A 12,118-nucleotide genomic window follows, 5' to 3' on the forward strand; every position below is an offset into this window, starting at 1 on the left:
CAGAAGAAACGGAGTTCCAGATGAAAGTAGTCCAGCTGAACAGTGCATGCCATGGCAGTACCGGCATGCTGATGGGAATTCTATCCAAGGCAATGACAGAACATGGCATTGAGAACCGGATGCTGTATACCTTCGGAGAAGATCCTGCAGAAAATGGGTATCGATACGCATCCGATGCGGAAATCAAACTCAATGCTCTGCACTCGCGAATCAGCGGCAGATATGGCTTCGTGTCAGAAAAGCAGACCGGTCGTCTGATTCAGTTTCTGAAGGACTATCAGCCAGATCTCGTACAGATTCATACGATCCATGGCCATGATCTGAACCTGACCAGGTTCTTCCAGTATCTGAAAGAAGCTGGAATTCCGGTCGTCTATACATTTCATGACTGCTGGCAGTTTACGGGATACTGCCCGTATTATACGTGGGAGCGCTGTGAAAAATGGAAGACCGGGTGCGAAAACTGTCCGTTAAGAAAACGGTACTCCTGGTTCTTTGATCGTTCCGGAGAGAATTACCAGAAGAAGCGGGAAGCCATGTCCGGATTCCACCACCTTCAGATTGTCACCCCGAGCAGGTGGATGGAAGAACAGGTGGAACAGTCCTTTCTCAAGGATCTTCCCTGCACGGTGATCCCGAATGGCATTGATTTATCCGTGTTCTATCCATCTGTAAGCAATATCCGCAACCACCTTCATCTGAACGATCGGAAGATCGTGCTTGGCATTGCCCTGTCTCTTTCGGAAGCCAAAGGCTTTCATGATTATCTGGAGCTCAGCAGAAGACTGCCGGAAACTCATGTTCTCGTTCTGGTCGGAGTGCCGGAAGAGAGGAGAAAAGATCTTCCTTCGAATATCATTGCCCTACCAAGAACTTCCAGCAAAGAAGAGCTGAGAGATCTTTACAGTGCAGCAGATGTCACAGTCGTTCCGACTCATGAAGATAACTTTCCGACTGTCATCCTGGAATCGCTTGCCTGCGGAACCCCGGCCGTCACGTATCAGGTCGGCGGAGCTCCGGAAGCACTCGATGAAAAAACCGGGAAAGCAGTCAGAGAGAATGATCTCGATGCATTGATGGAAGCAGTACTTGAATTCAGCGGAAAGAAAAAGGAATACGCAGCATTCTGCCGGAAAAAGGCAGAACAGCGGTATTCCATGAAGCAGTTCACAGATTCGTATTTATCTCTCTATGAGAAGATGGTCAGCTGCGCTTTTCCGCAATGTGGAACAGCTTGCTGAGCTTGCGTTTCACCCGTTTTCCCTGATAGTCAAGCGTATAGCGAAGCAGGGAAGAAGGGTGTTTTTTCATGGCTTCTGATTCCTTGGAAACGATGAGATCGGGAGCAGTCAGAAAGAAATGATCCGGATCGATTCCGGAAGGAACTGTGATCTTGCGCTGGGAGAAGTGGACATACATCTCTTCTCTCAGCACTCTTCCATAAGATCTTGCCGTCAGGGTTCCGTTTTCAAAGCAGAAATAGAGTTCCGGCACATTGCATTCCTTCTGACTGCGCACCTTGAAAGAACTGATGTTGGCATGAATATCTGCGAAATCGACAGAATCATAGAACCGTTTTCCATTTCTCCGGATGATTTCTGCCATTCCGCCGCCATGCCATTCCGCATATTCATCAAAGGCACAGTTTTCTGACGATGTGAAGACCGTTTTCCAATTCATGCATCCAAGCGGATCAAGGGTCTTATACCAGGCATTTACTTCGGGGGTATTGCGGTAAAGGGTGAAATGACCTGAGGAATACAGACGGTCATTTTCAGAAAGGATGGAATCGGTGACATAATGACTCAGATTGCCGAAGATCACATCGAGATCGCAATGTCCCCAGAAGCTGTAATCTTTCAGATATTCAGAGAGAATTTCGCCATACGCCGGACGGAAGTCGCAGCACTTATAGGGACGCTCCAGAGAAACAGGAAAGGAAAAATTTTTCTGAACGAGCGTGCGGAATTCTGAGAAGGACAAATAAACCAGCTTCACATTAGCAGGAAAGTCCAGTTCAGAATGATCGTCTGTAAACAGCAGAAAATCAAATTCCTGATTATACTGGCAGGAATTCAGCCATAGCGGCATAGAGGAAGGAAATTTACCGAACCATGGAATCACAAGTGCAATCTCTGCAGACATCAATCTTCTCCGAACTCTGTGTTTCTGACTAATTACGAACTATATCAGATCCTTTCTCATTTGCAAAGTCAGAGAGAGCTTGTATAGAATACATTCAGGTATGGCAAGAAAAGTAATCCTGAGCGGTCCGGAGAAGTGGCTTCAGCCCAAAGTAGAACACTATTCCCATGAGAAATACTGGAAGATGCGGGAACGCGTGGTTTCCTATCATGGCGGGTTCTTCGAAAAAATGGTATGCACCTGGTATCTGTTTCGCATCAAGCGCATGGATGCGTTCAACAACGCTTCCATGGGCACGCATCTCGGATATGGTGCTCAGTTTGCAGAACCTCCTCATCTTCCTCATGGAATCAAAGGAATCATTCTTTCCCACGAGGCAGTGATCGGGAAAAACTGCACGATTCTCCATCAGGTAACCATCGGCGGCGGCAATGGCGGTGCCCCGGTCATCGGCGACAATGTGGAAATCGGAGCCGGAGCGATGCTCGTAGGAGGGATTCATATCGGAAACAATGTGAGGATCGGAGCAAATTGCGTCGTCGCCGAAGATATCCCGGACAACTGCACGGTGGTCATGCCGCATCCGCGCATCCTTTCCAGGTCGCAAGCGACATCAGACTGATTTCATTGTATAATTCCGTTATGCAGTTACGCAGGGATGAACGGACGCAGCGTACCGTCTCGGCCGCAATGAACACGCTGACGATTCTGGTTCTGGGGGCAGTATTCTACTATATCTGGTTTGAGTATTTCCGCACGTTTGCATATTTCTACCGGATCGGAAACTGGGCAGTGCTCGGAATCTATATGGTTCTTCTGGTAGTATTCAACCAGATGTACGGAGGCTTCCAGATCGGATATTCGACCACAGGAGACCTTATTTTTTCACATATCATCAGTCTCTTTTTTTCGAATGCAAGCATCTTCATCCTGGCCATGCTGGTCGGAAGAAGAGTACTTCCAGCAAGGGACTTCGTGCTGTATTTCGTCGCAGAAATCGCAGTTGTCGTATTCCTGAACATCCTGAATAACAAGATCTACTACCGGATATTCCCGCCGAGAAAGTCATTGATGATCTTTGAACAGGAAGATCCTTCGATCTATCAGCGTATTCTGAAGTATCAGTCCAACAGCTACGATATTCAGAATCAGATTCCATATGATTCCTATATCTCTGATGAGAAGATGATCCAGAGCTATGACTGCGTGATCGCAGTCGGACTGACTCCGGATGAAAAAGAATATCTGGTCAGCAGATGCTACGGATATGGCAAGAGTCTCTATCTGATTCCGGATATCTGCGATGTGCTCATCAACAGTGCGACCAATGTCTATCTGGTTGATACCCCGGTCCTTAAGACGAATACGTTCGGGCCAAGTCAGATCGAGAAGATCTTCAAGCGTCTTTTTGATATCATCTTCGCCATTGTTTTTCTCGTGATTACGTCTCCGATCTTTCTGGTTACCGCCATTGCCATCAAAGCGGAAGACCATGGCCCGATCTTCTATGTGCAGACGAGACTGACTCAGTTCGGGCGGAAATTCGGCATCATCAAATTCCGGTCAATGCGTACCGATGCAGAAAAAGACGGAGTTGCCCGGTTCGCTTCCGAACATGACAGCCGCATTACGAAAGTAGGCAGATTCATCCGTTCCTGCCGGATTGATGAACTTCCCCAGTTATTGAATATTCTGAAAGGGGATATGTCGGTCGTCGGTCCGAGACCCGAGCGCCCGGAAATCGTAGAGAAGATCACGAAAGACCTGCCGGAATTCAATTACCGCCTGAAAGTGAAAGCAGGACTGACCGGCTATGCGCAGGTTTACGGCAAATACAACACTCGCTTGAAAGACAAGCTGCTGTTTGATCTGATTTATATTGAGCATTTCTCGATCGGTCTTGACGTCAGAATCATGTTCATGACTTTCAAGATTCTGTTCAAGAAAGACAGCACGGAAGGCGTGGAAGAATCATGAGAGCCGCCTTCGTCAATTCCATCATCGGGACCGGCAGCACTGGCAGGATCGTCTATCAGCTCTCAAAAATTCCGGGAGTCCAGGGCAGGATCTATTACGGCCGCAAGGAAAACCATACAGATGCGGATGCATTCCGGGTCACGAAGTTCATGGGAAACGCAGAACACGCAGTCTTCACTTTCCTTTCAGACCGCCAGGGCTTCTGCAATACCGAAGAAACCGAGAGAATGGTTGAAAATCTGAAAGCTTTCCGGCCGGATCTCATTCATCTGCATAATCTTCATGGCTATTATCTGAATGTCGAAGTGCTGTTTCATTATCTGAAGACCATTGATACGCCAGTGATCTGGACCATGCATGACTGCTGGGCTTTTACCGGACACTGCGCGCATTTTCAGTATGTCGGCTGCGACCGATGGAAGACCGAGTGTGCCCATTGCCCGGGCCTTTCACAGTATCCGGTCACCTGGAACGGGGCGCATGTCACAAGAAACTATGAACAGAAGAAAGCACTCTTCAATTCTCTGAAGCCCGGGCAGATGACCATTGTGACTCCCTCTATCTGGCTGAGGGAGCAGGTGAAGCAGTCTTTTCTGAAAGATCAGAGGATCATTCAGATTTCCAATGGCATCGACCTTGCCTGCTTCCATCCGGAGACTTCCGCATTCCGTTCTTCCCATTCCATGGAAGGGGATTTCGTTATGCTTGCGGTTGCCAATCCCTGGACGAGAGAAAAAGGACTTGCGGACCTTCAGAAACTTGCCGGAATGCTGAAACAGAACCAGAAGCTCATCATCGTCGGCACAACGAAGAAACAGGCTTCGCTGTTTCATGATCTGCCCCAGGTTCTCTGCATTCCGCATACAGAAAGCGTGCAGGAACTTGTGCAAATCTATTCGGCAGCAGATGTGCTTCTGAATACGACTTATCAGGATACCTTTCCTACGGTGAATATTGAGGCTCAGGCCTGCGGCTGCCCGGTCATTACCTATCAGACCGGAGGCAGCACGGAAATGCTGACGAAAAAGACCGGGATCGTGGTAGAACGCGGAAATCCGGACGCCTTGAATGATGCCGTGCAGGCACTTGCCTCCGGGAAGATTGTTCTGAAGCGTTCTGACTGCATGATCCATGCCCAGCGCTATTCCAAGGATGCCATGCTTGGTGCTTATCGCAGTCTGTATATTGAAAGGACCGGGCTTCCGCTATGAAAGTCTGCTGGGTCAGCAATGCGCCATCTCCGTATAAAGTAGCTTTCATGAACCAGCTCGGGACAGAAACCGAACTTCTTTCCTTGTTTGAGATGAAGGCAGAATCTGATCGGGAAAAGCAATGGTATGACTATGGCTTTCATACGTTTCAAGCAGCCTTCCTCGATGAAGGAGATGGAAACATCAGAATCCGGAACGCTGCAGATCAGTGCGATCTGCTGATCTGCTCGGATTATTCCAACCGATGGAATCAGAAGGCTCTGCACGCATTCCATCGGAAAAAGAAACCCGCTATCATGCACGCCGACGGAGGATTAGCAATCCCAAGGGGATTGCTGGATTTTGCCATTCGGGCGGTCATGAAGCAGTATGACTGGTATCTCAGCTCAGGCATCACGGTCAATCAGCGTTATTTCGGCTATTATCATGTTCCAAGAGAGAAGATATTCACTTATCACTTTGCCTGCATGTCAGAGCAGGAACTGCTTGATTGTGCCGGAAAGAGACTGGAAAAACAGGCATGCAGGAAAAAAATCGGAATTTCTGACAAGCCGATGATTCTTTCGGTCGGGCAGCAGATTCCCCGAAAAGGCTATGATCTGCTGGTTCAGGCAATGGCAGGAATCGATGCCGAAGCCATGATCATCGGCGGCACTCCGGAACAGAAAGTCCAGGAATATCTCAGCGCTCATCACATGAGCAATGTGCATTTTCTTCCATTCATGAATAAGCAGGAACTCTCGGACTATTATGCGGCTGCAGATCTCTTCGTGCTGCCGACCAGATATGATATCTGGGGACTGGTGATCAATGAGGCAATGGCCTTCGGCTTACCGGTTCTTTCAACCGACCGGTGCATGGCGGCAGCTGAATTTGCAGAACGGTATCAGGCAGCTGAGGTGATTCCGGCAGAGAACGCTGACCTGCTTCAGAAAAAGATCAGAGAACTGCTGGAGGACGAAGCGCATCGCGATCAGCTCGGAAAACGGGCAGAAACAGTAATCCGGGACTGGAGCTATGAGCAGATGGTCCGCGATTTCATTTCAGTATTCAGAGAAATCAGACAGGGAGGGTGATTATGGCAGGAGATACTTCTTTTACATCGATCGGGGAAGCAATTTCCTTCTATTTCAGCCACTGGAATACGGATTATGTTTCCCTTTCGATCCTGATGGTCGGAATTCTGATGCTGTCAGGCTATTTCTGGGGCAGGCTGATTCAGCATTATGCCAAATCCCTGAAGAACGCCGACTGCACATTCCTCGGCATTTTCGTGATTCTCGGGTTATTTCAGATCGAGATCTTTTTCAGCATCTGCCTGGACCTGAGTACTGAGATTGCGTTTTACTTTCTTCCGGTTCTATTGTCTGCAGGGCCAGTTCTGTGCCTGATCACCAGATCGGATGTGCTTCCTTCCTGGAAACATCTGGTGTCTCTGCTTGCGGGGATTGCAGTCACCGTGATTCTGTGCAAGGCCTCAGCACAATGGACCACAAATAATATCTTCTATGATTCCATCACCTATCTTTCCGAGGTTCTGGAAAATGCGAAGGCTTCCGTATTCGGACATATTGACTACACCAGCGGCTATCACTATGAAGGAATTGAGAACCTGCATGATTTCCAGGGCTATTACTATTTCTGGAGTATTCTTCTGAGGTGGGCAGTTCAGCTGACGGGCTTCAGTGAAATCCTGACTCCGCTCTATATCTGGGGCGCTACGATTCTGTATGGAATGAGCTTAGGCAATCTGACGGTTTCCAGCGTGAATGTGCTCTATCGCACGCAGAAATGGAAAGGCCTGATCTTTGCGGTGCTGATCCTTTCTCCATACTTCACGAATTATTTCAATACGACTCTCGGCTTCTTCGGAAATACGATCCGGACGATCATCATCGGCTGGAGTGTCCTGATTGTCTTCCGGATCCTTAAGGAAAAGAATCGTTCTCAGCAGCAGATGCTGTATGCCAGTGCAGCCATGACTTATCTGGCTGGCATTTCAGTAAGCTCTTCCAGCTTGTTCATCGATCTCTTTCTCTGTGTCGGTCTTTTCTTCGCGCTCTGCTGGGCAAAGGAGAAAAACAGAGATGCCTGGAATCTCTTCATTTTTTCCTGCGTGCCGGTCATCTTCTATGGAATTCTGATTACCCTCGGACATAATTCCTTATTGCGTTCCATTCTATTCACTGCTGCAATCACTGCAGCACTGATTGGCATTGTCTTCCTGCTGCAGAAACATCTGGATGTCTTATGCCGGGTCTGCGTACGGATCCTGCCGGTGCTTTTTGCAGTTCTGGTTGGTCTTACTGTCTATCTGAATCGCAGCAATGGCTTCTCAGATATGATGCTGTATTTTTCTTCGCCATCTGCTTATGACATGGAAGTGAATCTGACTTCTCATACAAGTACTTACGAACTGATCCGGAATCTGATTCTCTATGTGCTGATTGCACTTCTTTTCGTGAACCTGAAGAAGGAAAACCGCTTCAAGTTCTTCCTGATTGTTCTCGGAATTCTGTTCCTGAATCCATTCTCCTACAGTCCGGTAACCAGGTATCTGACTTCCAGCGCGTATTTCCGGGCATTTGACCTGATCATCAATCCGTTTACGCTGATATTCCTGATCTGGAACGCAGATAAAGTACTTTCTTTCCTGAGCTATGTCCTGCTGGGAATCGCCGGGGTTTTCTCCGCTTTCTATGCGCATCAGAATCTGACGGAAGCAGTGAGTTCCACGCTGGTATCAGACCGGGAAGACTGGAACTGGGAAACGAAGGTCACTGATGATGACTATGAGCTTTATGATTATATTCAGAACAATATCTCAGATGCACAGGAGCTGCCGGAAATCCTGTCCCAGGATATCAACCTCAGAGGCTATACCACAGATGTGATCAGTGTCTTCAGCAGTATCAGATGGAGAACTGTCTTAAGCGATCCGGTCCAGTATCAGCAGAATTACAACCTGGTTACGCTGCTGTATCCGAATACGAGATTTGCATCAACATCGATTTCAGAAAACCCGGACTATTCCAAGCTTCCGGATGTCATAAAGGAATATGGATCAGACTATGTCATCATTTCCAATACGATCTCCGTATGGGATGATCGCGGATGGTATGATAAGGCATACGTGAAAGTGGTGAACAGTGGCCAATGCTCATTGCTCTGGCAAAATGACAGCTGGGCAATCCTGAAAGTGAATCATGACTGGTCGGCACCGAATAAGAATGAAACCAGATACTGGGTTCATAAACTGGAAATTCCGGAAAGCTGAAGGATATGAAGGGGAGAAAGAATCAAATGTTACTGCAGTTCAGTGAGTTCTGTGCGTTCTTTCTGATCTGCAGAAATCTGTATCTGCCAGCATGGAGTTCCATTCTGATCGGACTTCTGGCAGCAGTTCTGCTCAGAAAGAACGCAGAAAGAGACTCTGAAGAGAAAATCAGGTCATCGTTCAGCTGGATTCTGCTGGCGATTCTCTGCTATCTGATGGCTAATCTCGGGAGAATCTTTCTGTATCAGTCAAAGTTCCTGTCTGACCTCAGCGGCTCAACCGGAGTCCCGCTGGTTCTATGCGCCATAGGAACTGCATTTCTGATCGGAATCTGTGCATTTCCGGGACTGCGGGCTCTCTGTGCTCAGATCTTTTCTCCATCCTCTCAGCAATCTCATTCCAGCTCCAGCCGTCCTGATCGGAAGACGATCCTGGTTCTGTTTCTGATCAGTCTTGCTGCCGTTTCTTTCTTCTCGAAGTCTTCTCCGCTTTATCCATTCAATGACTGGGAAGATTCCAACTGCTTCATGACGGTAGGCAAGGGGATCCTTGCAGGAAAAGTCCCATATCGGGATTATATCGAGCAGAAAGGTCCGTACCTGTATTTTCTCCATGCTGCAGCGGCATTGGTCTCCTTTTCTTCCTTCACCGGAGTATGGATCATTGAAGTGGTGACGATGTGGGTTTCCATGTGTTATGCCTATCGAATAATCCGTCTTTATACCGATGCATCATGCTTGTACCTCTTTCCACTGGCTGCTGCTCTGATCTGCGGAACGGAATGCTTTTCCCATGGCGACAGCGCCGAAGAGCTGATGATGCCGTTTCTCTGTTTCTCGATGTTTATCTTTCTTCGATATCTGAAACAGAATCATCTTCCTTCTTTCGCCGAAGCAGTTTCAGTCGGGATTTCTGCCGGGATTATTCTCTGGACCAAGTTCAGCTTCCTGGGTTTTTATCTCGGTTCTGCAATTGTTCCGGTGATCGTGCTTCTGAAAAAAAAGCAGGGAAGAGAACTGCTCATTCTGATCGGCGAGATTCTGCTTGGCATCGGAATTGCCACTTTTCCAGTAGTTCTGTACTTCGGAATGAATCATGCATGGAATGATCTGGTGCAGATTTATTTCATGGATAATCTGTTTCATTATGATGGCGCAGCGCAGCATTCTGCAGGATTCAATATGGCGGTCGGAATCTTCTGGTCGGTGTTCAAGAATCCGATCTATTTCACCGGAATCGCTGCAGGCATGCTGGAAGTTTCCAGAAAACATGCAGGATCCGGATGGTATCTGCTCCTTTCGTTCATTGTCACCTGTGTCACAGTCTATCCCGCATCGTTCTACCGGATGTACTATGCACTGATCTTTGCGGTATTCTGCTGGCTGATGATCATTCCGCTATCGGAATGGTGCTGCAGACTGGCTCAGGCATTGACGGAGAAGAAGTTCGGAATTGCTGTTCCGATCCTTGAAACTGCAGGGATTGCCGCATTGTTTCTGAACTGCAATAACCGCTATCTGTTTCTGCAGGATCGAAGCGTTCTTCCGCAGTACAAGTTCAGAGAGGAGATTCTTTCCACAGAGTCTCATTCTCTTCTGAACTACGGATTTCTTGACGGAGGCTTCTATACGGTGACCGGCATTGTTCCGGACTTCCGGATGTTCTGCGAGCTGAACTTCAGTGTTCCGGAATTCCAGAATCTTCAGGACGAATATCTTTCTTCCGGGCAGGCAGATTATGTTGTGACCTGCGATCATGAGATTCCGGAAGACTCTTATGAGCTGATTGATACTGCGGTCTTCCGTTATGAATCGCATGTATATACCTATCGGCTGTATCGCCGCAGGGGGATGGTCTCATGAGAAGAATGAACAAACAGGATTGTCTCGTCCTGGTTCTGCTGTTATCTGGTCTGGTTTTCAGTTTCTGGCGGGCACCATTCGGAAATCCTTCCTGGGATGAAACGTCATATCTGGCTATGATGCATCGCTTCTGGCTTGGTGATATTCCGATTATTCATGAATGGCATCCGACCCAGTTTTCAGCACTTCTGACTCTTCCGATCTATTTTGCTTATCTCGCCATTCACGGTTCTACGGATGGCGTCGTGCTGTTTATGCGATACCTGTTCCTGATCGTGCAGGCACTTACTGCGATCTTTCTATATACGCGGATCCGGAAGTATGGCTGGATCAGCTTCTTCTGTGCCCTGCTGTTCTTCCTGACAGCTAAGAATGAGATGTATTCTCTGAACTATAACGGGCTCGGTCTGATTCTGGCGATGTTAGCGGCGGTGCAGCTCTTTCTGAAGGGGAAACATCCGAAGCTGGATACTTATCTTGCCGGAATTGCCTTTGCCGGACTGACACTCTGCACCCCGCATATGGTCTTTGTCTATCTTGTGTATTCCATTGTGCTTCTGTTCCGGAGAGTCTGTCATTCGGAAACCGAAGGCGGATGGGGCATCTTCACCCTCGGCATTCTGACGATTGCCGGAATCTTTCTTGCTGTTCTGCTTTCAGAGGGAAGTGTCAGCGAATATGTCTCCTCGATTCCGGAACTGCTTTCAGGTGCAGATCATTCTTCTTCTCTGAAGACCGGGATCATTCAGTATCTTGCCTTGGCAAAGATGATTATCACGAATTCCGTATTCACGATGATCGGAGTGCCTGCATATGTGGTCCTGCTGATTCTGGCATGGAAAAACAGAGGAAAGAAAAAGACAGGAAATCGCTATCTGATAATCGGGCTCCTGCTGACGATCGTTCTTCTCATCGGCTATCAGTTTGGAAATAATTATTCAATGGTTGCCTTTGTCCCGCTTGGAATCCTTGTATTTATCCTAGATCAGAGGGCAGAAGAGGAACTGAAGAAGTTCTTTCTGTCAGGAATCGGATATATGCTGATGATGAATCTGAGTTCCAACACGATCCTGAATGGCGTTCAGCTTGCCAGCACGGTATGCATGGTTCCTGCTCTGCTTGCGACTTCCGATCTGATTTCTCCGAAAAATAAAAAAGCTTTGTTTATGCTTGGCTGCTGCGGAATACTCATGATAGGAATGGATGTGGTTCATAAACTCACGTACTGCTATGTCGATGATGCTCCGCTGAATCTTCATGCAGTTTCTGAAGAAGAGGGTCCGATGAGGGGAATCTGCTCCACAGAAGAAAATGTGCAGAGCTATGAAGATCTTCAGAGCATATGGGATCAGTCCATCGAAGGGCATCAGAATGTGCTGATCTATTCGCTGAACCGGTGGCTGTATCTGGAACTGCAGCCAGGCCAGCATGTTGCTTCGCATACGATCTGGCTTAAGAGCACCGGGGAAAGTGACCTGCAGCAGCTCAGCCGCTATTATGAGAAGAATCCGGACCGTATTCCAGATTATGTTCTGGTGCCGTATCAGAGTGAAGCAGACCTGGAAGGATTCTCGGAGTTCCTTTCGGCCTATGGATTGAATCCGGAACAGACTTCTGCAGGCACGATTTATGAGAAGGGGGAATAG

General features: G+C 47.9%; 9 protein-coding genes. 8 read left to right on the top strand and 1 reads right to left on the bottom strand.

The window, feature by feature from the left end; translation table 11 throughout:
- Positions 1-20 precede the first annotated feature (20 nt).
- Positions 21-1,241, top strand: coding sequence for a glycosyltransferase (locus C7E00_RS06240; protein WP_105303474.1), 1,221 nt, complete (start codon positions 21-23; stop codon positions 1,239-1,241).
- Here C7E00_RS06240 and C7E00_RS06245 read toward each other — a convergent pair.
- Positions 1,204-2,145, bottom strand: a complete 942-nt coding sequence (locus C7E00_RS06245; RefSeq protein ID WP_105303475.1) for a DUF6625 family protein — start codon at positions 2,143-2,145, stop codon at positions 1,204-1,206. The genes C7E00_RS06240 and C7E00_RS06245 overlap by 38 nt on opposite strands.
- A 100-nt stretch (positions 2,146-2,245) precedes the next feature.
- On the opposite strand from C7E00_RS06245, the gene C7E00_RS06250 reads away from it, so the two are divergent.
- From C7E00_RS06250 to C7E00_RS06280, 7 genes are read left to right on the top strand one after another with little or no spacing between them, the layout of a single operon-like run.
- Positions 2,246-2,767 (top strand): serine acetyltransferase, encoded by a 522-nt coding sequence (locus tag C7E00_RS06250; protein ID WP_204378582.1) that lies wholly within the window; start codon positions 2,246-2,248, stop codon positions 2,765-2,767.
- Between the two features lie 5 nt (positions 2,768-2,772).
- Complete coding sequence (locus C7E00_RS06255; protein WP_204378583.1) at positions 2,773-4,122, top strand: sugar transferase; 1,350 nt, start codon at positions 2,773-2,775, stop codon at positions 4,120-4,122.
- Positions 4,119-5,333, top strand: a complete 1,215-nt coding sequence (locus C7E00_RS06260) for a glycosyltransferase (RefSeq protein WP_105303477.1) — start codon at positions 4,119-4,121, stop codon at positions 5,331-5,333. The genes C7E00_RS06255 and C7E00_RS06260 overlap by 4 nt, the downstream gene beginning before the upstream one ends.
- On the top strand, positions 5,330-6,409 hold the full coding sequence (locus C7E00_RS06265) for a glycosyltransferase family 4 protein (RefSeq protein WP_105303478.1): 1,080 nt from the start codon (positions 5,330-5,332) through the stop codon (positions 6,407-6,409). Before C7E00_RS06260 ends, C7E00_RS06265 begins: the two co-directional genes overlap by 4 nt.
- A gap of 2 nt (positions 6,410-6,411) precedes the next feature.
- Positions 6,412-8,610 (top strand): hypothetical protein, encoded by a 2,199-nt coding sequence (locus tag C7E00_RS06270; RefSeq protein WP_105303479.1) that lies wholly within the window; start codon positions 6,412-6,414, stop codon positions 8,608-8,610.
- 26 nt (positions 8,611-8,636) lie between these two features.
- Positions 8,637-10,472 carry a glycosyltransferase family 39 protein gene (locus tag C7E00_RS06275; protein ID WP_105303480.1) on the top strand — a complete coding sequence of 612 codons (1,836 nt, stop codon included), beginning with the start codon at positions 8,637-8,639 and terminating at the stop codon, positions 10,470-10,472.
- Positions 10,469-12,118, top strand: a complete 1,650-nt coding sequence (locus C7E00_RS06280; RefSeq protein WP_105303481.1) for a hypothetical protein — start codon at positions 10,469-10,471, stop codon at positions 12,116-12,118. Before C7E00_RS06275 ends, C7E00_RS06280 begins: the two co-directional genes overlap by 4 nt.

Source organism: Anaerolactibacter massiliensis, from assembly GCF_900290205.1.
GTDB classification, from domain to species: Bacteria; Bacillota_I; Bacilli_A; order Erysipelotrichales; family Erysipelotrichaceae; genus Bulleidia; species Bulleidia intestinalis.